This is a genomic window from Serratia sp. CoH_122_TC_1 (genome assembly GCF_058191755.1).
The window spans coordinates 240034-262087 of the sequence record NZ_JBXWLA010000005.1 but is presented as its reverse complement, the minus strand read 5'-3'; the positions used below and the strand labels follow the sequence as shown (position 1 = coordinate 262087).

General features: G+C 55.7%; 19 protein-coding genes. 6 read left to right on the top strand and 13 right to left on the bottom strand.

The features are described 5' to 3' along the window. Window positions 1-118 precede the first annotated feature (118 nt). The gene (locus AC2FC2_RS08815; protein WP_490307913.1) at window positions 119-1057 is read left to right on the top strand and encodes a LysR family transcriptional regulator; all 939 of its coding nucleotides are present in this window, start codon (window positions 119-121) and stop codon (window positions 1055-1057) included. Here AC2FC2_RS08815 and ftsP read toward each other — a convergent pair. From ftsP to parC, 3 genes are all read right to left on the bottom strand, one after another. Then, complete coding sequence (ftsP, locus tag AC2FC2_RS08810; RefSeq protein WP_490659083.1) at window positions 1054-2469, bottom strand: cell division protein FtsP; 1416 nt, start codon at window positions 2467-2469, stop codon at window positions 1054-1056. The two genes, AC2FC2_RS08815 and ftsP, sit on opposite strands and share 4 nt — an antisense overlap. Before the next feature lie 257 nt (window positions 2470-2726). Continuing rightward, window positions 2727-3461, bottom strand: coding sequence for a 1-acylglycerol-3-phosphate O-acyltransferase (locus AC2FC2_RS08805; RefSeq protein ID WP_209637344.1), 735 nt, complete (start codon window positions 3459-3461; stop codon window positions 2727-2729). Between the two features lie 364 nt (window positions 3462-3825). Next, window positions 3826-6099 carry a DNA topoisomerase IV subunit A gene (gene parC, locus AC2FC2_RS08800; protein WP_209637342.1) on the bottom strand — a complete coding sequence of 758 codons (2274 nt, stop codon included), beginning with the start codon at window positions 6097-6099 and terminating at the stop codon, window positions 3826-3828. A 316-nt stretch (window positions 6100-6415) separates the two neighbouring features. Here parC and AC2FC2_RS08795 point away from each other — a divergent pair, with 316 nt between their 5' ends. After that, window positions 6416-6997, top strand: a complete 582-nt coding sequence (locus AC2FC2_RS08795; RefSeq protein ID WP_490659082.1) for an NAD(P)H-dependent oxidoreductase — start codon at window positions 6416-6418, stop codon at window positions 6995-6997. A gap of 33 nt (window positions 6998-7030) precedes the next feature. Next, the gene (locus AC2FC2_RS08790; protein WP_209637631.1) at window positions 7031-7339 is read left to right on the top strand and encodes a putative quinol monooxygenase; all 309 of its coding nucleotides are present in this window, start codon (window positions 7031-7033) and stop codon (window positions 7337-7339) included. Window positions 7340-7365: 26 nt separating this feature from the next. Here the strand turns inward: AC2FC2_RS08790 and AC2FC2_RS08785 are convergent, their stop codons facing one another. The 6 genes from AC2FC2_RS08785 to nudF form a co-directional block, all read right to left on the bottom strand. Then, complete coding sequence (locus tag AC2FC2_RS08785; protein ID WP_209637338.1) at window positions 7366-8262, bottom strand: LysR substrate-binding domain-containing protein; 897 nt, start codon at window positions 8260-8262, stop codon at window positions 7366-7368. An 83-nt stretch (window positions 8263-8345) separates the two neighbouring features. Beyond that, entirely contained in the window at window positions 8346-10241 is a 1896-nt protein-coding gene (gene parE, locus AC2FC2_RS08780) for a DNA topoisomerase IV subunit B (protein ID WP_209637336.1), read from the bottom strand. A gap of 80 nt (window positions 10242-10321) precedes the next feature. Beyond that, window positions 10322-10897 (bottom strand): esterase YqiA, encoded by a 576-nt coding sequence (gene yqiA / locus AC2FC2_RS08775; protein ID WP_209637335.1) that lies wholly within the window; start codon window positions 10895-10897, stop codon window positions 10322-10324. Continuing rightward, window positions 10897-11724 carry a 3',5'-cyclic-AMP phosphodiesterase gene (cpdA, locus tag AC2FC2_RS08770; RefSeq protein ID WP_209637333.1) on the bottom strand — a complete coding sequence of 276 codons (828 nt, stop codon included), beginning with the start codon at window positions 11722-11724 and terminating at the stop codon, window positions 10897-10899. Before cpdA ends, yqiA begins: the two co-directional genes overlap by 1 nt. Window positions 11725-11751: 27 nt before the next feature. After that, window positions 11752-12177: a DUF1249 family protein gene (locus tag AC2FC2_RS08765; RefSeq protein ID WP_209637331.1), complete on the bottom strand. Its 426-nt coding sequence runs from the start codon at window positions 12175-12177 to the stop codon at window positions 11752-11754. Beyond that, window positions 12177-12809 (bottom strand): ADP-ribose diphosphatase, encoded by a 633-nt coding sequence (gene nudF, locus AC2FC2_RS08760; RefSeq protein WP_037416554.1) that lies wholly within the window; start codon window positions 12807-12809, stop codon window positions 12177-12179. The genes AC2FC2_RS08765 and nudF overlap by 1 nt, the downstream gene beginning before the upstream one ends. Before the next feature lie 283 nt (window positions 12810-13092). On the opposite strand from nudF, the gene tolC reads away from it, so the two are divergent. Further along, entirely contained in the window at window positions 13093-14604 is a 1512-nt protein-coding gene (tolC, locus tag AC2FC2_RS08755; RefSeq protein ID WP_209637329.1) for an outer membrane channel protein TolC, read from the top strand. 153 nt (window positions 14605-14757) lie between these two features. Further along, complete coding sequence (gene dhaR, locus AC2FC2_RS08750; RefSeq protein WP_490659081.1) at window positions 14758-16704, top strand: dihydroxyacetone kinase operon transcriptional regulator DhaR; 1947 nt, start codon at window positions 14758-14760, stop codon at window positions 16702-16704. Between the two features lie 8 nt (window positions 16705-16712). On the opposite strand, the gene dhaM is transcribed toward dhaR, so the two are convergent. From dhaM to AC2FC2_RS08730, 4 genes are read right to left on the bottom strand one after another with little or no spacing between them, the layout of a single operon-like run. After that, window positions 16713-18146, bottom strand: coding sequence for a dihydroxyacetone kinase phosphoryl donor subunit DhaM (gene dhaM, locus AC2FC2_RS08745; RefSeq protein WP_265555954.1), 1434 nt, complete (start codon window positions 18144-18146; stop codon window positions 16713-16715). Between the two features lie 11 nt (window positions 18147-18157). After that, window positions 18158-18790 (bottom strand): dihydroxyacetone kinase subunit DhaL, encoded by a 633-nt coding sequence (gene dhaL / locus AC2FC2_RS08740; RefSeq protein WP_209637313.1) that lies wholly within the window; start codon window positions 18788-18790, stop codon window positions 18158-18160. Window positions 18791-18799: 9 nt separating this feature from the next. Continuing rightward, window positions 18800-19870, bottom strand: a complete 1071-nt coding sequence (gene dhaK, locus AC2FC2_RS08735; protein WP_209637311.1) for a dihydroxyacetone kinase subunit DhaK — start codon at window positions 19868-19870, stop codon at window positions 18800-18802. A gap of 52 nt (window positions 19871-19922) precedes the next feature. Continuing rightward, on the bottom strand, window positions 19923-21029 hold the full coding sequence (locus AC2FC2_RS08730; protein ID WP_209637309.1) for a glycerol dehydrogenase: 1107 nt from the start codon (window positions 21027-21029) through the stop codon (window positions 19923-19925). Window positions 21030-21383: 354 nt separating this feature from the next. On the opposite strand from AC2FC2_RS08730, the gene AC2FC2_RS08725 reads away from it, so the two are divergent. Continuing rightward, window positions 21384-22052 (top strand): DUF1190 family protein, encoded by a 669-nt coding sequence (locus AC2FC2_RS08725; RefSeq protein WP_037416536.1) that lies wholly within the window; start codon window positions 21384-21386, stop codon window positions 22050-22052. The last annotated feature ends 2 nt before the right edge of the window (window positions 22053-22054 follow it).

The window sequence follows — 22054 nt, the reverse complement described above, 5'->3', positions numbered from 1 at the left end:
GTGAGGGGGGTAGTCACCCCATAGTAGAGAGCGATGTCCAACGGCGACCAATACATTATTGGCAGCCTATTTATTCCATTTACCTATAAATTGGCAGTCACAGGAGGCCATCATCAGCATGAAGCAGCCCCAGCAAATGCCCGATCCGAGCCGGATTAATTTCCGCCTGCTGCACTATTTCCGCGTCGTGGCAGAGGAGATGAACTTCACTCAGGCGGCACTCCGGCTAAATATTTCGCAGCCGCCGCTTAGCAAACACATCAAAGATCTGGAGAGCCAGCTGGGCGTCGCATTATTCAAACGCACCACACGCTCAATGGCGCTGACACTGGCTGGCCGAACGCTGTTTCGCAACGTGGAAATGTTGTTGGATCAAGCCGGGCATGCGCTGAATCAGGTTCAGCAGTTGGGCCGCGGCGAGGCGGGCCACATGGTCGTTGGCATGGTCGGTACCTCGATATGGGGCGGGTTGATACCGGCACTCAAGCGCTTTGCCGGGCAAACGGCCAATGTCACCTGGGCTTTAAACGAACTGACGCCCAGCCAACAGATCACGGCACTGCAAAAGCGTCATATCGATATTGGCGTCTGGCGGGAAGCCAGAGAACAGGTATTACCGGGGTTGGCGAGTCAATTACTGGCGCGGGAGAATATTGCGGTAGTGCTGCCACTGGAACACCCACTGGCGCACGCAGAAAGCCTCCCGCTTGCAGCGCTGAGGCATGAAAAGTTCATGGTATTGCCGCCACACGAGGCCAGCCTGGGCTTGTACCTGCATAACCTCTGCCTGCAGCAAGGGTTCAAACCCGATATCGCCTATCAGGTCAACGAACCGCAAACCCTGATGGCGCTAGTGGCCGAAGGTTACGGCATCACACTGCTGCCGGACAGCTATGGGCGCATTCCGTGGCCTGGCGTGCGTTTTTGCCCGCTACAGCAGGCGCCATCGGCAGATTTGTATGCCATTTATCATGCAGACAGCGCAACGCCGGTCGTACAGGCATTTCTGGACATGCTGCGTGCGGGTACGCAAGAGGAGTCCACACAACATGCTTAAAGTGCCGGCTGCACCATAAACTGACCTGCGCTACCGCGATCCGCCATTTCAAGCGTCTGGCTGTAGAAAAGGAACGGGAAGTGCTCCGAAGTGGACTGATTGAAATACACCAGCAGCTCGACGTCGCCATCGACCCATACCGTGTCCTTCCAGCCGCGATCTTCTGCCATCGGCTGCGCGCCGTTGACGCGTTTCACCAGGAACTGTACGCCCTGAATATGGAACGCCTGCGGCGTATCCGCGTGGATATTCCAGCGTTCCCAGCTGCCTTGTTGCGTTTGAACATCAATGCGGTTCATGTCCCAGATCGCCCCGTTGATCCCAGCCTGGCTGTCGCCCAAACGGAATTCGCGGGTACGGCTGACGCTACCATCCAGCAGTTGATCCGCCAGCAGGCGCATTGGCAAATTATCGGTCACCAGTGGCAATAACCCTGTCGGTTTCAACGTCAACACCTGGGTTGAAACCAGAATACTCGACGGCTCAAACAGCCCGCGCAGACGATCCATAATACCCGCTGCTTCACCGGCGGTGATTGTCACCTCATCGCCTTTAGACATGTCGATAAGCACTTCACGGCGCTCACCGGGTGCCAACGAAAGCTGTTGTACCGCAACCGGCGCAGGCAGGAAACCCTGATCGCTGGCGATAACGTTAAGTGGCCGGCCATCACTCAATTGCAGCATGTAGCGACGCGAATTGGAGGCATTGAGCAGACGTAAACGCACCCAACCACGTGATACTTCAACGTACGGGTTTTGCACACCGTTAACCAACAGCGTATCGCCAACAAAACCGCCTTGTGACGGCGGATCGTATTCCGGCGTACCGAAGTTATCTAATCGCTTGTCTTGAATAACCAGCGGGAAATCATCAACACCATAATGATTTGGCAGCGGCAGCGCCTTGCTGACTTCATCTTCAATCAGCCACAGCCCTGCCAAACCGTTGTAGACGTGAGGTGCCATACGGTTAGGCGTGCTGGCGTGATACCAGCAGGTGGTTGCGTTCTGGCGGATAGGCAGCACAGGTGACCAGTCAACGTTAGGCGACATCATGCGGGGGGCGCCGCCCACCAGCGTCCCCGGTACCTGCAGACCGCTGATGGTCATCGCCACCGGCTCTGGCAGACGGTTGCTGTAGATCAGCTTTACGTCATCACCGTTATAAACCCGCACTGTCGGCCCAAGATACATGCCGTTAATCCCCCACACCGAGGCTTTACGGTTATCCATAAATGCCCAATGGGCACGCTGCAGCGTTAAAAACAGCGGCTGTCCACGACGGGATTCAAGCAGGGGGGGAATAGGTAACGGGGTCTGCATTCCGCTCGCCTCAGCCCTCAGCGGCACGGATCCTGCGCACAGCGCCAAGCCCGATGCCTGAATAAACTGACGTCGACTGAGTGACATATTTTCTCCATGAAAAACAATAACTACACCCAAAATACTCGGCGTTCCATCAAGGCAGTAAGAGCGAGAATCCCCAAGAGCCTACGCAAGTCAGTGGCTGAGGTAAGCGCGCGTCGCCAACACAGATGCAACGTTTACTATAACGGGTATAAACCGTGTGCAAAGACCGGGCCCCTGACCATCAGATTAGCAGGAGCCCGGGCGTTAACGGCATTTGACGCCGTTTAAAAGTTCATTCTTTGAAGCCGGTAGGAATATTATTTTCCGGCTGCGTTGCGCTGGGCCACTTCTGCATCCAGCTCGGCAATTTTCGCCAGCATCAGCGCATGGCAATGGGCCGCCAGCTCACGCACATTTTCTTTACTGTAATGACTAATATCGACCGGTTCTAACATTTCGACGATCGCATGGCCATTATTCCAACGGTTAAGATTAATTTTACCGCTGGTCGTGGAAACGCAAATCGGCACAATTGGCACCCCAGCGGCAATCGCCGCGTGGAATGCGCCCGTTTTAAACGGCATCAGCCCGCGCCCGCGGCTACGGGTGCCCTCTGGAAACATCCAGATCGAAATATCGCGTTTTTTAAACTGTTCGGCTACCTGTGCAATGGTGCCATGTGCTTTGGCACGATTATCACGGTCAATCAGCAAGTTACCCGTCAGCCAATACAATGGGCCGAAGAAAGGAACCCACAGCAGGCTTTTTTTGCCCACGGTCACGGTGCGCGGCTGCACCGCCTTGGCGGCCGTCACCATGTCGTAGTTATTCTGGTGGTTGGCGATGTAAATGCAGTTGCCGTTTTTGGCCGCATCGGCCGGCACGCGAACTTCCACCTTCAAACCGAATAACCCGGACAGGCGGCCAAACAGGTGACCGAAGGTCGCCACATGGCGGGGATCACGCGGGCTGAACAAACAATAAATAGAACCGAAGATGCACACCAAAATACAATACAGAGTGGCAAGAATGGCACGCAAAATTAATAACATAACAACCTCATTAGCACACTGCCGACGCAGCCTGATGCGCTGCGTAGATCCCTTTTTCCCTTCATACTTGAAGTTGCATCTGTGTTGGCTGCGTCCGCGCCCCCCAGTCACTTAGTTTACTAAGCTCCCAGGGATTTACGGCCTTGCCGCCTTGATGCAACTCCAATTATTTTGGGTAAACTCATTCTTTGATTGCAGGGGCTGAAAACCTGCCCTGCATTTTTTTGCTATTTTCCCGCCAGCCGGCGATACGCACAATAATTTTATGCAGAGAAATGTTAACTATTTGAAAATAATTGCCGATAGTGGGAAATCAAGCGGGCGCAGCATGCTGCGCCCGCTTTGTTATCCTGCTGCAGTGAGCTTACTCTTCGCTGTCACCTGTAGGGGCGCGCGCCGGCGCGTCAATCTCTACGCGATCGATTCGCTGCAGCCCGCGTGGCAGTGAGGTACCTTTACGGCCGCGCTCCGCACGGAATTTCTGCAAATCTTCCGGACGCAACGTCAGCTTACGTTTGCCCACATGCAGAGTCACAGAGGTTTGCGGCGGCAGCACGAACAACCACGCTAACTTGTCTTCACCCGATGCGGCCTGCGCTGATGGGATAGAGACAATCTTGTTGCCCTTGCCCTTCGACAACTGCGGCAGATCTGCAACCGGGAACAATAACATGCGCCCTGCCGCGGTGATCGACAATAGCATGTCGTCGTTACCGTGAATCTCCATCGGTGCCAGCGCCTTGGCGTTATCTGGCAGGGTAATCATCGCTTTGCCGGCACGGTTACGCGCCACCAAATCGTTGAAGGTACAGACGAAGCCATAGCCGGCATCGGACGCCATCAGCAGCTTCTGATCGTCTGCCGCCATCAGCACTTGCTCAATGGTCGCCCCCGGCGGTGGCGTCAGCTTACCGGTCAATGGCTCGCCCTGACCACGTGCCGAAGGCAACGTCAGCGGATCAAGCGCGTAACTGCGGCCTGTGGAGTCGATAAACACGACCGGCTGGTTGGTCTTGCCGCGGGCCGCGCTGCGGTAGCTGTCACCGGCCTTGTAGCTCAGACCACTGGGATCGATATCATGGCCCTTGGCACTACGCACCCAGCCCATTTCAGACAGCACAATGGTCACCGGCTCAGACGGCACGAAGTCATGCTCGCTCATCGCCTTGGCTTCTGCACGCTCGGTAATCGGCGAGCGACGATCGTCGCCATAAGCCTGCGCATCTGCCTGGATCTCTTTTTTGATCAGAGTATTCAGCTTGCGCTCGGAGGCCAGTAACGCCTGCAGTTGATCGCGCTCTTTCGCTAACTCATCCTGCTCACCACGGATCTTGAACTCTTCCAACTTCGCCAAGTGACGCAGTTTCAGTTCAAGAATGGCTTCTGCCTGCGTATCAGAAATGCCAAAACGCTGCATCAGCACCGGCTTGGGTTCGTCCTCACTGCGGATGATGTGGATCACTTCATCGATATTGAGGAACGCCACCAGCAAACCTTCCAGGATATGCAGGCGTTTCAGGACTTTTTCCAGACGGTAGTTCAAGCGGCGGCGCACTGTGTCACGGCGGAACGCCAGCCATTCGGTCAGGATTTCCACCAACCCTTTAACTTGCGGGCGGTTGTCCAGGCCGATCATATTCATGTTGATTCGGTAGCTTCGCTCCAGATCGGTCGTGGCAAACAGGTGATTCATCACCTGCTCCAGATCGATACGGTTGGAGCGCGGCACAATCACCAACCGCGTTGGATTTTCATGATCGGATTCGTCACGCAGGTCTTCAACCATTGGCAGCTTTTTGGCGCGCATTTGGCTGGCGATCTGTTCCAATACCTTGGCACCGGAAACCTGGTGCGGCAACGCGGTGATTACCGCACTGCCGTCTTCTTTCTTCCAAACGGCGCGCATGCGAACTGAGCCGCGGCCATTTTGATAAATTTTGCGGATTTCGTCGCGCGGCGTAATGATCTCGGCTTCCGTTGGGAAGTCCGGCCCCTGTACGAACTCGAGCAAATCTTCAAGCGAAGCACCCGGCTTGTCGATCAATGCCACCGCGGCGGCGGCCACTTCACGCACGTTATGCGGTGGAATATCGGTCGCCATACCGACGGCAATGCCGGTAGTGCCGTTCAGCAGAATGTTAGGCAGGCGAGCCGGTAACATCTTCGGCTCCTGCATGGTGCCGTCAAAGTTCGGTACCCAGTCAACGGTACCTTGACCCAATTCGGCCAACAACACTTCCGCATACTTGGACAGACGGGATTCGGTATAACGCATCGCGGCGAAGGATTTCGGGTCATCCGGTGCACCCCAGTTCCCTTGGCCGTCGACCAGCGGATAGCGATAAGAGAACGGCTGGGCCATCAACACCATCGCCTCATAACAGGCGCTGTCGCCATGCGGATGGTATTTACCCAGCACGTCCCCCACGGTACGGGCAGACTTTTTGAATTTGGCGCTGTTATTCAGCCCCAGCTCAGACATGGCGTAGATGATGCGCCGTTGTACCGGCTTCAAACCGTCACCAATGTACGGCAACGCCCGATCCATGATGACGTACATGGAATAGTTCAGATAGGCGTTTTCAGTAAACGTGTGCAGCGGTAAACGCTCTACACCGTCATGAGTCAGATCACTCATTACTCAATTATCCTCAGACCGTGGCTTGGCAATCCCTGGACGACAAAGGGTTGATTCTGTCCGCGATAGTAACTCATCAGCGGGGTGGCTGTCACAGATGGCGCAGCAATCGTCCGGTAAAGCCCGCTCATCCGCTCGTTTTATTCGAAATCCCGTCATTTGACGCGCCTTTGTTGACTCAGAGTCAACACTGTTGTGCGCTGGATCCCATTTTTACTTACACGGCTAACAATTACACTCCCTATCAGCGAAAGGCTTCCCGCCCCTCTGGCGCGGAAAGCATCACATATTTTCATTCTGACAGGTGCCGTGAAAAATGAGCAATATCCTGATTATCAATGCGAAAAAACAGTTTGGTCATTCTAATGGCGAACTCAACCAGACCATGAGCGACGTTGCGGAAAGCTTCCTTCGCGATGTACAACATGAGGTACAGGTCACCGTCGTCGATGAGGGTTACGACATCGACGCCGAAGTGCAAAAATACCTGTGGGCAGACGTGGTGATTTACCAGATGCCGGGTTGGTGGATGGGCGAACCCTGGATCTTGAAAAAATATATCGATGAAGTGTTCACCGCAGGGCACGGTAGCCTGTACGCCAGCGACGGTCGCACCCGCTCCGATACCAGCAAGAAATACGGCTCAGGCGGCCTGATCCAAGGCAAGAAATACATGCTGAGCCTGACCTGGAACGCGCCACTGGAAGCCTTTACCGACCCAGATCAGTTTTTCCATGGCGTCGGGGTCGACGGAGTGTACCTGCACTTCCATAAAGCCAATCAATTCCTGGGCATGGAAGCGCTGCCGACCTTCATCTGTAATGATGTGATTAAACAACCGGATATCGACAGCGACATCGCACGTTATCGCGCGCATCTGACAGAAATTTTTGCTTAACTGGCATGATGCATGTCAATCAATGAGGTAGTGATGATCACCGTAATTGCAGAAATCAAGACCAAACCCGGCCACCGTGAAACCGTGCTGAAAGCGATTGAGAAACTGGTCCCCTTAGTGCTGGCGGAAGACGGTTGTAGCGAATATACGCCGATGGTAGACAGCCACACGCAGGCACCTTGGCAGAAGTTATCGCCAGATTCGGTGTTTATGCTGGAAAAGTGGGCCAGTCAGGCGCATCTGGAAAAACACCTGGATATCGCTCACATGCATCGCCATCGTGACACCATCAAAGACAGCGTGTTGGGCGTAACCATTCACGTGCTGGGTAACGCACTGTAAGCCCTTCAGGGGCCGCCTGACGGCCCCTACAATGTCTGCGTATCAATATGCGCGCTGACATAGTCCAGAAAACAGGTAATACGCGCTGCCAATTGGGTATTGCGGTAATACACCGCATTAATGGGCTGACGCACGTCCAATGTCTCCGATGCCAGTAATGGCACGAGCCGCCCGTTACGTTGATCGTCTCTCGTCATAAAATCAGCCAACTGCACGATCCCTTCACCACGCAAGGCCAACTGACGCAGCGTTTCACCGCTGGAGGCGGATATTGTCGGTGTAATGGCAAAATGCTGTGCCTGCTGATAGCGCAGCGGCCACAGATTGAGCGATTCCGGCTGCGTGAAACCGAGCAGGCAGTGGTCACGTAACGCCTCGACACTGCCAGGGATGCCATTACGGGCAAGATAGTCTGGGCTGGCTAAAATGCGTAAGCGGCTGGTACCCAACAAACGTGCATGGATGGTCGAATCTCTCAAGGCACCAATACGAATGGCAATATCGGTACGTTTCTCGAGCAAGTCGATAATCAGATTGTCGGTATTGAGCTCCAGCTCAATCTGCGGAAAACTGTGGCGAAACCCTGCGACCAACGGCACGATCACGTGCTCCATAAAGGGTGCGGCGGCGTTGACTCGCAGCTTGCCGGCCGGGATCAGCCTGCGTAGCGCCATCTGTTCTTCCGCATTCTCCACCGAGCGGATAATGTCTCGCGCATGACTGAGAAAGTTTTGCCCTTCTTCAGTCAATTCCAAGCGACGCGTGGTGCGGCGCATAAGGGTCGTTTCGAGTTTTTTTTCCAACCGGCTGAGCGCCCGGCTGATACCGGAGGTGGTTTGGCCGAGCTGTTCGGCGGCGGCGGTGATGGAGCCGCTGTCGACAACCGTGGTAAACGCCAATAATTCTTCGAGGGTGATTTTCATGCATTCCGCCCTGAGTGGTCAGGCACCACACGCAACGCCCCTACGGGAAGAAGGCCCGGCAAGGTGCCGGGCCTGGCAGTCGGTCAGACAGAGAGCTCTGCCATATCGCCTTTGTCTTGCAGCCAGTTACGGCGGTCTTCAGAACGCTTCTTGGCCAACAGCATGTCCATCATCGCCAGCGTTTGATCCACGTCATCCGCATCCACCGTCAATTGCACCAGTCGGCGGGTATTAGGATCAAGTGTCGTTTCACGCAGCTGCAATGGGTTCATCTCGCCCAGCCCTTTAAAGCGCTGAACGTTTGGCTTGCCCTTTTTGCGTTTCAACTGATCCAACACGCCCGCCTTTTCTTCTTCATCCAGCGCGTAGAACACCTCTTTACCAAGGTCGATACGGTACAGAGGTGGCATAGCCACATACACATGGCCGCCTTTGACCAGCGAACTGAAGTGGCGCACGAACAACGCACACAGCAATGTAGCAATATGCAAACCGTCGGAGTCCGCATCCGCCAGGATACAGATCTTGCCGTAACGCAGTTGGCTCAGGTCTTCACTGTCGGGATCAATGCCGATCGCTACGGAAATATCGTGTACTTCCTGCGAGGCCAACACTTCGTCCGAAGAGACTTCCCAGGTATTCAGGATTTTGCCTTTCAGCGGCATGATCGCCTGATACTCGCGATCGCGCGCTTGCTTGGCTGAACCGCCCGCCGAGTCCCCTTCTACCAGGAACAATTCGGTCATGTTCAAATCTTGAGAAGTACAGTCGGCCAGTTTACCCGGCAGTGCCGGGCCGCTGGTCAGCTTCTTACGGACCACTTTCTTGGCGGCACGCAGGCGGCGTTGGGCGCTGGAAATAGCCAGTTCAGCCAACTGTTCTGCCGCTTGGATATTCTGATTCAGCCATAGGCTGAAGGCGTCTTTCACTACGCCGGAAACGAATGCCGCACACTGACGCGAAGACAGACGCTCTTTGGTCTGCCCGGCAAACTGCGGATCCTGCATCTTCACCGACAGCACATAAGCGCAGCGATCCCAGATATCTTCAGCAGACAGTTTCACGCCACGCGGCAGGATATTACGGAACTCACAGAACTCGCGCATGGCGTCAAGCAGGCCCTGACGCAAGCCGTTAACGTGGGTGCCGCCTTGCATTGTTGGGATCAGGTTCACGTAGCTTTCGGTTAACAGCTCACCGCCTTCCGGTAGCCACAACAGCGCCCAGTCTACCGCTTCGGTATCGCCGGAGAAGTTACCGACGAACGCCGCTTCCGGCAACGTGATCAGGCCGTTGACGGCTTCCATCAGGTAGTCGGTCAGGCCGTCCTGATAGCACCAGCGTTGCTCGGTGTTGTTCACCTTGTCGATGAAATAGATTTCGACCCCAGGGCACAACACCGCTTTGGCTTTCAGCAAGTGGCTGAGGCGCGATACCGAGAAACGAGGGCTGTCGAAGAACTGTTCGTCAGGCCAGAAATGGATGCTGGTACCGGTATTGCGCTTGCCGCAGCTGCCCGTCACCGCCAATTCCTGCACTTTATCGCCGTTTTCAAAGGCAATGCTGTAGACGTTGCCGTCACGCTTGACGTTAACTTCCACCCGCTTCGACAGGGCATTAACCACAGAGATCCCTACGCCGTGCAGGCCGCCGGAAAACTGATAGTTCTTATTGGAGAATTTACCCCCCGCATGCAGACGACACATGATCAACTCAACCGCAGGCACGCCTTCTTCAGGGTGGATATCCACCGGCATACCGCGGCCATCGTCGATCACTTCCAGTGACTGATCGGCGTGCAAAATCACGTCGATGCGCTTGGCGTGACCGGCCAACGCTTCATCGACACTGTTATCTATCACCTCTTGACCAAGGTGATTGGGGCGCGTCGTGTCGGTATACATGCCGGGACGACGGCGCACTGGTTCTAGACCGCTGAGTACTTCAATGGCATCAGCGTTATAGCTGGATTGAGTCATCGTTGATTATTTTTTCGTGGTTAAAGGAAGGTGCCGGAAGCGTCTGCTCGATTCCCTTCGTGGTTCAAACCGCAGCCGGGTTATAGCCCTAAAAAATCCACAATCTGGGGGAAGTAGTGCTCGAAACCGACGAAGGCATGGTTTCCACCCGACTCCACCGTCTGTCGGCACGCGGTGTAATAGGCGACCGCTTGCCCATAATCGAGAATTTCATCGCCCGTTTGTTGCAGTAACCAGATTAAATCCGGTGACTCCAAGGGATCGATCTGCATCGTTTTCAGATCGTAAACGTGACGTGACTCTAACACATATTGCTGACCGGTGTAGGGGTTCTCGTTTTCGCCAAGGTAGTCAATCAACAGCTCAAACGGCTTCACCGCAGGGTTAACCACTACCGCTGGCAGTGAAAAACACTGTGAAAGCCAGGTCGCGTAGTAGCCTCCCAGTGAAGAACCGACCACGCCTATCGTCTGCCCGGCACGCTCCATCACCATGTTCTCGATCATCTCGGCGGCATCCGCCGGGAAAACCGGCAACTGCGGCACCAACATCTCAATATGCGGATGATGCTCAGCCAGCCACGCCTTGAAGGACGTTGCCTTCGCCGAGAGCGGTGAACTGTTAAAGCCGTGCAGGTAGAGCAATGTAGAAGGCATCAATATCCATCCGAATCCATGTCGGGGCGGAAATCGTCGTTTTCCAACCGGAAAACCTGTGTCTCGATGCAACCATCGGGCAGCAAGTCAAGGTAGCGCCAGCCGGGCGAAACGTCGTCGATAGTAAAGTTGGTGCAATGTGGTTTGAATTGCACGCACGTAGACGGCGACGCCAATAAACGCCGCCCCTGCCACTCCAGATCCAGCTCCTGGTGAATATGTCCACACAGCAGCGTGTTCACTTTCGGGTAACGCAGCAATACTGCCCCCAGCATATGCGGGTTACGCAGGCTGTGTTGATCAAGCCAGGTGCAGCCGGAAGGCAGCGGATGATGGTGCAACAGCATCAAAGTATAGCGATCGGGGTAGGCCTGAAGACAGCGCTCCATCCATTCGAGCTGGTATTCACTCAGTTCACCGTGCGGTACACCGAATACCTGGCTGTCCAGCAACAACACCTGCCAGTGATCGCCCACCAGTACGTGTTTTGACGGGGCAATGCCCGCGGCGGCCAGCGCGTCGACCATCGCTGGCTGAAAATCATGGTTACCCGGGAGCCAAACGCAAGGCGCCGGCAATCGTGCAATACCTTCAGCAAAATGCCGGTAGGCAGCCAATGAATGATCCTGCGCCAAGTCACCGGTGGCGACGATCAGATCAAAATCACGCTGTTGCGCCTTGATAGCGTCCAATACCGCATGATAGCTACGATAGGTATTGATGCCGAGCAACGTCTCATTTTCGCCGGCAAAAAGGTGGGTATCTGTTATTTGTAGAATCCTGACCCTGGCCCCACTTGCCACGGTCGGTTTAAACAGGCTTTCCAAATGGTGTCCTTTGTTATCTCAGTCTGTCTAACAAACCGGAACCGCCATCGCTCCATGCGCCAAACAGTAGCGCAACCAATCAGCAAGAAACTGGTTAATTTGATGCTTTTCGTCGCGTTGATGCAACTTTTTGTTGGGATAATCATAACGTGCTTTAAAGCGATAGATCTGCTGACTTGAACACACTTCCGCAACCATCGCATCATGATAGAGCCTTACCGTCATCGCAGGCAGGCTCCAATAGCTTACCGCCGGTGCGGTCTGCTCAATCTGCACCAGCGAGGTATAGCGCGTGGATTCAACAATAGTCAGACGATAACTGGCGCCGTTCACCTGATAAGTCACCGTTTCACCCACTTCATCATTGCGCGGCAGCAAGCGGCGCAATTGCGCGAAGTTGGTTTCGCACACTCTCATCATCTCGGGGAAATCAGGGGTATAGCGCTGTTTCATTAGTTAGCCCACTCTTTTCTTAACGATTCATGGTGCAACGCCAGCCACTGCAAAGCAATCACTGATGCCGCATTATCAATCGCGCCCTCTTCAACCCAGCGGTAAGCCTGTTCGCGGCTAACCACATGGACACGGATATCTTCATGTTCCTCTTCCAGTCCATGGATACCTTCCGCTGTGGTAGCGTCCACCTCACCCACCATGATCGACAGACGTTCACTGGTGCCGCCAGGGCTGGCCAGGTAGCTCAAGACGGGCTTACAACGTCCAACCACAACGCCGGCTTCTTCTTGCGCCTCGCGGCGGCAGACGTCTTCGACACTCTCACCGGTTTCGATCATACCCGCCACCATTTCCAGTAGCCAGGGCGAACTACTGGTATCGACCGCAGCGATCCGCAGTTGTTCAATCAGCACCACTTCGTCGCGTACCGGGTCGTAAGGCAGCAACACCGCCGCATGCCCACGCTCGAAAATTTCGCGCTTAATCTCAGGGCTCATTTCACCGTTGAACAAGCGGTGGCGAAAGCGATATAAATTGAGTGAAAAAAAACCACGATAAAGCGTCTCACGTGCAATAATTTCTACATCATTTTTATCGAGAGTAACGGGCGATGGCTGTGAGTGGCTCATAAGCGAATTCTCCTGCATGAGTATGCCGATAAAATAAACAGTTTTGATGACAGAAACGGCGGGATAATCTTCCGCGGCTTTATGTTAGATTGTGAGCCATGATATCAGGTGTGACGTGCGCAGCCAGTTGAACTAAGGTAAACAGGCGCCCTGAAAGGTAAAAGTTACGCAAGATGGCACATTCAGCCACCTGAGGCGTACAAGAGACTCTGCTAGAATCGGCAACTATTTCGTCTATCGTCAGCGCTAACATAGCAATATTGCTGCACAACAAGGAATGCAAATGAAGAAACTGCTCCCCCTTCTTATCGGACTGAGCCTGGGCGGCTTCAGTGCAATGAGCCAGGCAGAGAACCTGCTGCAGGTCTACAAACAGGCTAGGGAAAGTAACCCGGATCTGCGCAAAACCGCCGCTGACCGTGACGCCGCATTCGAAAAAATCAATGAAGCGCGCAGCCCGCTGCTGCCGCAGTTGGGTTTGAGTGCCGGTTACAATTACAATAATGGCTATCGTGACAGCAATGGCGTCAACAGTAATGTAGCCAACGGCTCGCTGGCCCTGACCCAGACTATTTTCGACATGTCCAAATGGCGCGCGCTGACGCTGCAGGAAAAAACCGCCGGGATTTCCGACGTGACTTTTCAAACCGCCGCGCAAACGCTGATCCTCAACACCGCTACGGCTTATTTTAACGTGTTGAGCGCCATTGATACGCTGTCTTATACCCAGGCGAATAAACAAGCGGTTTATCGTACCCTGGATCAGACCACTCAACGCTTTAACGTGGGTCTGGTAGCGATCACCGACGTGCAGAACGCCCGTTCATCCTACGACACCGTGTTGGCGGCAGAAGTGACCGCCCGTAACAACCTGGATAACGCGCTGGAATCCCTGCGCCAGGTGACCGGCACTTTCTATCCGGAACTGGCATCGCTGAATACCGCGTCCTTTAATACCAAGCGCCCGGAAGCCGTCAACAACCTGCTTAAAGAAGCCGAAAGCCGCAACCTGAGCCTGCTCTCAGCCCGTCTGAGCCAGGATCTGGCGCGTGAGCAAATCCGCTCGGCGCAAACTGGCTACATGCCAACGGTGAACCTGAACGCATCAACCGGTATTACCAATACCCAATACAATGGTTCGGTGACCCACAACAACGAACGCTACAGCGACTCTAACGCAGGTCAAAACCAAATTGGCGTATCGCTGAGCTTGCCACTGTATAGCGGCGGCCAAACCAACTCACAGGTGCAACAGGCGCAGTACAACTTCGTCGGTGCCAGTGAACAACTGGAAAGCGCGCACCGCAGCGTCGTGCAGACAGTCCGTTCTTCGTTCAATAACGTGAACGCGTCTATCAGCAGCATCAACGCATACCAACAGGCCGTTGTTTCTGCGCAAAGTTCATTGGACGCAACCGAAGCCGGTTATCAGGTGGGCACCCGTACCATCGTTGACGTGCTGGACGCAACCAGTACGCTGTATAACGCCAAGCAGCAGCTTTCCAGCGCGCGTTATACCTACCTGATCAACCAATTGAACATCAAGTCTGCACTCGGTACCTTGAACGAGAACGACCTGATGCTGCTGAACGGTGCACTGGGCAAGCCAATTTCTACGTCGCAAGACGTGGTCGCGCCACAGACCACCGCACAGGACGCTTACGCCGAAGGCTATAACGGCAACGCACCTGCGCCACAAACGGCAGCACCGGTTGCGGCCACCCGCGCCTCTGCGCCAGCAGCAAGCACCACGACCCAGCCAGTACGCAATAGCGGTAACCCATTCCGCAATTAATACGCGCACGACGCTGAAAACGGAGTTCGGCCTTTGCCGCACTCCGTTTTTTTTTGTTTTGTCACTGCTTCTGCCAGCCGTCTCACAGCCCGCCCCCCACCCGGTGGTGGTATCATTATGCGATGGCTTTATACCCAAAATAAACGGGATCAGATGGATAACACTTCGCGTTGGCAACGCCTGATAGAAGGTGAACTGCCTGCGGCACAACGCCCTGCCCCCACCATTTATGCGTCCTGGCTGCGTTGCCGCAGCCTGATGCAACCGGCGGTCTGGAAAGCGCCGCACTGTGCGCTCGGTGCCACTTTCAACTCCATCTGTCAGCGTAAGAATGATCTGCTAACGCTCGGCCAGGCGGCGCTGGAAGACGCCTGCGAATACATGGAACAGCGCCGCTGCTTGCTGATGATCCTCGACGAAAGCGGCTGCATGTTATGGCTGTGCGGCGATCCCCTGACGCGCGAGCGTTTGCAGCTATTGGGTTTCACCCCCGGCGCCTATTGGGCCGAAGGGGATATAGGCACCAATGCGCCGTCCCTGGCGGCGGCGGAGGGGCATCCGGTCCAGGTGCGAGGCAGCGAACATGTGCGCCAGGCGCTGCACGACTGGTCCTTCTGCGCCACGCCGGTTTATGACAACAGCGGCCGTCAGCGCGGTTCCATTTCGCTGGGCTGCCTGCTGGACGACTGTGCCGCCGGCGATCTTTCCCTGACGCTGGCACTGGCACGCGAGATCGGCAATTCACTGAATGCGGACAGCCTGCTGGCAGAGTCCAACCGCCATCTGAACCAGCTTTACGGTCTGCTCGATGGGGTGGATGACGGCGTCATGGCCTGGGATCATCGTGGCTACCTGCAATACATCAATCAGCGTGCCGCAACGCTGCTGAAGCTCGACGAACAGCACAGCCAAGGCAAACCACTGACACAGTTACTCACGCTACCCGCCCTACTCAATCGGGCCATTGCCCAGCGTCAGCCACTGCAACATGTTGAAGTGACCTTCGAAAGCCAGCGGCAGTTTATCGCCGCGCTATTAACGCTAAAGCCGATCTTCGACGGCGAGCGCTGTAGCTTTATCGCCCTGTTGCACCCCATTGAACGGCTGCACCAGTATGTCAGCAGCCAATTGGGGCGCGTCAGCCACAGTTTTGAACAGATGCCTTCCGCCTCATTGGAGATGCGCCGGTTGATTCGTTATGGCCAACAAGCGGCAAAAGGCCAGCATCCCATCTTGCTGTGCGGCGAGGAAGGTGTCGGCAAGGAGCTGCTCAGTCAGGCAATCCACAATGCCAGCGAGCGCGCCGCCGGGCCTTATATCGCCATCAACTGCCAGTTATTGCCGGAAGCACAAGGGCTTCGCGAACTGCTGGGTAGCGATGCCAACGAAGAAGAAGCGGGCCAACTGAGTAAGTTTGAACTTGCCAATGGCGGCACGCTGTACCTGGAGCAGATAGAGTATCTGCCGGCAGAAATGCAGTCGGCTCTGCTACAGGTGCTGAAGACTGGCGTGGTGATGCGGCTCAACTCTAACCGCGTGATCCCGGTTGATGTACGGGTGATCGCCAGCAGTGCAGCTAATCTCCCGTTGCTGGTGCAGCAGAACCGCTTTCGCCGCCAACTGTTTTACAGCCTGCAGGCGTTTGAGATCCAGATCCCCGCACTGCGCCAACGGCTTAGCGACATTCCACTGCTGGTAAAGCACCATTTGCGCACGCTGGAGCAACATTTCCAGTGTCGCTTCCGGGTGGATGATGAAGTCATGGCCCAGCTTGGGCTGTATTTGTGGCCCGGGAACGATCTGGAGTTGAAAGGCATCGTCGAACGCACGGCGATGATGTGCCACGGCCACCACCTTCAATTGGCGGATTTACCCGATCACCTGCTGAGCCACCAACCTTTGTTAGAAAGTGAACCACAACCGGGTATGCCGCTGTTAACGCTGGCGGAAATGGAACGCCAGGCGATTATCCGCGCGGCTAAAATCAGCCGCGGGCAATTGAACGAGATGGCGCAGCTACTGGGGATCGGCCGCACCACACTGTGGCGAAAAATCAAACAATATCAGATTGATATCCGCCAGTTTAAGCTGCGTGCCTGAACGCCCACTCAGTGGCTGAGTTGCAGCACACCGCGTGCTGCATCCAGCATCGCTTTCTGGCCGTTACGGGTTTTACTCATACAGTCGTTCATACCCACCACCATCGGTATACCCATCGCCTTGGCGAGGATCGCGCTGTGTGACAGCGCATTGCCACCACTCAGGCAGATGCCAAGCACTAAACGACGATCGAGCATGACCACGTCAGACGGCATCAGTTCGTCCATCACCAGAATTGCCGGGGCTGTGAGTGTAATCTGCGGCAATGGCTGCTGCTGCAGATGGCTCAGGGTGCGGCGCAGCATATCGCGAACATCCAACTCACGCGCCCGCATATACTCGTCGTCCAGCGCACGGTATTCCTCGGCTATTGCGTCCATTTCCTGCTGCCAGGCCTGCTCGGCGCTGCATTGCTGGCGGGCAATACGGCTGTAGGCCGCCTGCTGCAGATCCGGATCGTCCAGCAGCATGCTGTGCGCACCAAAAATCGCCGCCTGCGGTTTACCAATTAATGAGCCGGTACGTTCCGCCAACCGATTCAGATCACTCAACGTATGCTGTAGCGCCTGCCGTAACCGCTGTTGTTCATTCAGTACGTCGTCGGCACCAATCTGGCGTTCAACAACCTTTGGCCAGAAACTGTAGGCCTGCCATACTGGCCCGCTGGTTACGCTTTCCGCCACCGGAATGCCGTGTAACGAAGGCAGGCTCTGCTCAGAAACCGTTTCGCCAAAGTGCTGCTCTGCCAATGCTCGAAACGCCGCCAGCGCCTGTTCGGCCTGCACTCCATCTGCAATCAGTTGGATGGTGTCACCATGGCGAACCTGCAAAAGTGCCAGTTGGTTAAGGCTACGCGGGTTGGCATACTGGCCTTGCTTTTCCAACACCAGTTCTGCATCAAAAGGTGCCAGTACTTCCGCCAACCGTGCCGCTGGGCGCGCATGCAGCCCATGCGGGTTCTGCACCGTCCAACTCACACGTTTTCCCTGGATCAACGGTACTTCAACCTTTGAGGTGGCCGGCGCTGCTGCTTCGCCTAACTGCGCCTGTTTGGCCTGTAACGCCCCCTGTGCTTCAGCCAGTACCTGTTCTAACCCCGCACCGGCATTAGCGGCGACCACGGCCGCCAATGTGCCTTCAACCAGCGGTGCCGAACACAGCCTGACTTTAGCGGCCAAAGCCGGATCCAACAGATCAATTGCAGTTTCAGCGCTCAGCAATGCGCTGCCCAAATCCATCAGCACCACAATGCCCACGCCGTCGGCCACTGACTCGATCGCTTCCATCACTTTGATCGCATCCGTACCTATCGGGTTATCCACATCATCGACACCCGCCGCCAACACCAGTTTGCAACCCTCGCCGCGCATCATCTGCAACGACAGCTCCTCAACGCCGCGCGCCAATTGCGCACTGTGTGAAACTACAACGATATTGATCATCTCGCCTCCTGCTATTGACCCGCGACCTCTGCCAGCGTTTTCATCATCAACATTACGGACGTCGCCCCCGGATCCTGATGACCGATACTGCGCTCACCCAGATAGCTGGCTCGCCCTTTCCGCGCCTGCATGGTGATCGTACTTTCGACCGCCTGTTCTGCCCGTTCGCCGGCACGTTGCAAAGCTTCCGCCACGCTCAGCTGCTGTTGCGCTGACTGGCCGAGGCTTTCAACGACAGCCCACCAAGCGTCACACATGGTTTTATCACCCGGCTCTGCCTTGCCACGCATCACCACGCCATCAACGCCTTCCTGCACCATTTGATGCAGCTCAGCCAAATCCAGGCTCTGTTTGGCGTTCGCCGCCTGCGCCGCCCGAATAAAGAATGTGCCAAACAGTGGGCCACTGGCACCACCGACACTGGACAACAGCGTCATGCCGGTGTTTTTCAGGATAAAACCAATGTCTTTGTCCGCGACCGAAGGCAATTTCTCCACGACCTTATTGAAGCCACGATTCATGTTCAGCCCGTGGTCGGCATCGCCGATTTCGGTATCTAACTGGGTTAAAAAATCGCGCTGCTGGGTAAATACCTCACCGCAGCGCATTAGCCAATCGACCACCTGTTGTTTGGTTAACGCCATGATTCCTCCTCAGCAACCCCAACGCAGCGCAGGCGTTTTCACCGGCGCATCCCACAAGGACAACAACTCGTCATCCACCTTCAGCAACGTGATAGAGACCCCTTGCATATCCAAAGACGTGCAGTAGGAACCCACCAGGCTGCGCTCAACGATCATCCCAGCTTCTGCGCAACGCTCTGCCAAGCGGTGATAAACGCCATACAATTCGGACAGGGGTGTCGCGCCCAGGTTATTGACCAATGCAATCACTCGGTCGCCGCGCGTCAGCGGTTGTTTGGTCTGCACTTCATCGCGCCATTCCCCCTGCTGGCGATCCCAAACGCGAATCGTACGCTGGTAGTGGCCGTGCTCGATCAGCGTATGGAACATGTCGTCCACCGCCGCATTGAGTGTGGTGAAGGGACGCCGTGCAATGCCCGGTTCGCCATGGATACCGACACCGAATTCCATCTCGTTTTCCGCCAGCACAAACGACGGCTTACCCGCTGCCGGGACGGTACAGGCACCCAGCGCAATGCCGATCGAATGTCCGTGGTTATTGATGCTGTGGCCCAATGTCACGATGCTATCCAAATCGTCACCGCGCGCCGCAGCAGCACCGAGCAATTTTTCCATCAATACGGTATTCGCCACCCCGCGCCGTCCTGCGGTGAACAGGCTGTCTTTAACCGCGACATCGTCGTCGACCAGCACCGTCGCCACCTGGGTACCGCTGTCATGCAGCAGTTCGGTCGCCGTTTCAAAGTTCAGCACGTCGCCGGTGTAGTTTTTAATCAGCAACAATACCCCGGCACCACCGTCAATCGCCTGACCACATTCGTACATTTTGTCCGGCGTGGGTGACGTGAAAATCTCACCAGGGCAAGCCCCATCGAGCATACCCTCGCCGACAAAGCCACAGTGCATCGGCTCGTGGCCACTGCCACCACCGGACAGGATCGCCACCTTGCCCGCAACCGGCGCGTCGGCACGGGTGACAAACACCGGCTCCTGATGCACCAACAACTCAGGATGTGCCTCTGCCAACCCCAGCAGTTGCTCTTCCAGTACCGACTCAACGTTATTGATCAGTTTTTTCACGGTTATTTCCTCATGTCAGCAACGGGGCGCAGCCTGCTGCGCCCCTGCGCGATTAGCGTGAGTGTTGTTGCAGCCAGGCGCTGCCCAGCCGATCTGCCGTCAAGATTGCTGCCTGCACGCTGGCCGGCGTGACCTTGAACGGCATATTGTGGATAGTTTCGCCGGCAGCGCAGCTCGCCTCGGCAACGGCCATGATTTTCTCTGCCGGATCGCCGCTAACCCCCATCTGCGCCAGCGTGATTGGCAAGCCCAGGCGCTGGCAGAAGTCCAACACCGTTTCGATCTGCGCCATGCTGCTGTTTTGCAGCACTAACTGCGACAACGTACCAAATGCGACTTTTTCGCCGTGATACAGGTGATGACACTCTTCCAGCACGGTGAAACCGTTGTGGATAGCATGCGCAGCAGCCAGACCACTGCTTTCAAAACCGATGCCACTCAAATACGTATTGGCTTCAATAATGCGCTCGACCGCCTCCGTTACCACACCGGCCTCAACCGCCAGCTTGGCCTTAACGCCCTCCGCCAACAGCGTTTCGTAGCACAGACGTGCCAGGCTGAGCGCCGCCAACGTTGACTTGCCGCCCGCCATGCTGGTGGCCTGCGCATCAAAACACGCCTGCGCCTCAAAATAGGTCGACAGTGCATCGCCCATACCCGCCACCAGCAGCCGCACCGGCGCCTTGGCAATAATCGCGCTGTCCATCACTACCATGTCAGGGTTGCGTGGGTAGATCAGGTATTCGGCAAATTCACCCTGTTCAGTGTAAATCACTGACAGCGCACTGGTTGGCGCATCGGTAGACGCAATCGTCGGGATCAACACCACCGGCAAATGCTGGTAATGCGCGATGGCCTTGGCGGTGTCCAGCGTTTTACCCCCACCAACACCGATCACGCCACGGCAGCCATGGGCCTTCAACTCTTGGCCCAACCGGTCGATTTCCTTATGGCAGCATTCGCCGTTGAACACGCAGGCGTGATGCTTCACCCCGTGGTGTTGCAAGCTGCCCATCAGGGTATCGCCCGCCAGCTTCATCACGAAGTCGTCGGCAATCACAAAATAATGGTCGGCAAGGGCTTTAGCGTATTCGCCCACGGCGGCCAATGCGTTGGCACCCTGGATGTACTTGCCTGGAGACTGGATGATTCTCAACATAACCGGATCCTTTTTGGGAAATTGGCGATGGTAACGTTCAGATATCAGGTGATGGTGCGCCGGGCCTTGTGCCGTCGCGTTGTTATGGACTGACTATAGAGCCTGCCCGCCGCTTTGCGATCTCCCGTCTTTTTCGTTCCAAAGTGGAACGCCACTTTGCCCATGACGTTTCATAATGGAACTCTTACGCGGCTTTTTTAGCCAGTAAAGCGAACTGGCGCACAGCCTAACGTATAGCTGCGTAAAGAGTGGATTCTATGGGCGTTTCAGCTTTAATTTTGACCATCTTTCCCCTATTCTTACGGCCACTACTGGGAAAGGGCGAAAACAGCCCGACTGATGGGATTAATAACGATGAAACGGACAAAAAACATCAACCAAGAGACGTTCCGCAAATCCTGGCGCAACTACCGTGTTGCGCCCGTAGCCTTGGCGATCAGCGCAGTCTTTATGCTGGCCGGCTGCGAGAAAAGCGATGAAACGGTTTCGATGTATCAGAATGCCGACGACTGTTCGCGCACCAACCCTTCCATGAGCGAGCAGTGCACCACCGCCTATAACAACGCCCTGAAAGAAGCCGCAAAAACCGCGCCAAAATACGCCACCCGTGAAGACTGCGTCGCCGAGTTCGGTGAAGCTCAGTGTACTCAGGCACCGGCTCCGGCACAGGCCGGCATGGCCGCTGAATCACAGAGCAGCGGCAGCTTCTGGATGCCACTGATGGCAGGTTACATGATGGGCCGTATGATGGGCGGTTCCGGCTTTGCTCAGCAGCCGCTGTTCACGTCTAAAAACGCCGCCAGCCCGGCCAACGGTAAGTTCGTTGACGCGACCGGTAAGAGTTACGGCCCAGCCACCGCCGGCGGCCGCACCATGACGGTACCAAAAACCGCAATGGCGCCAAAACCAGCAGTGACCAATACCGTTACCCGCGGTGGCTTTGGTGAGTCCGTAGCCAAGCAAAGCAGCATGCAACGCAGCAGCGCAACCTCCAACTCCAGCTCTCGCAGTATGGGCGGCTAATA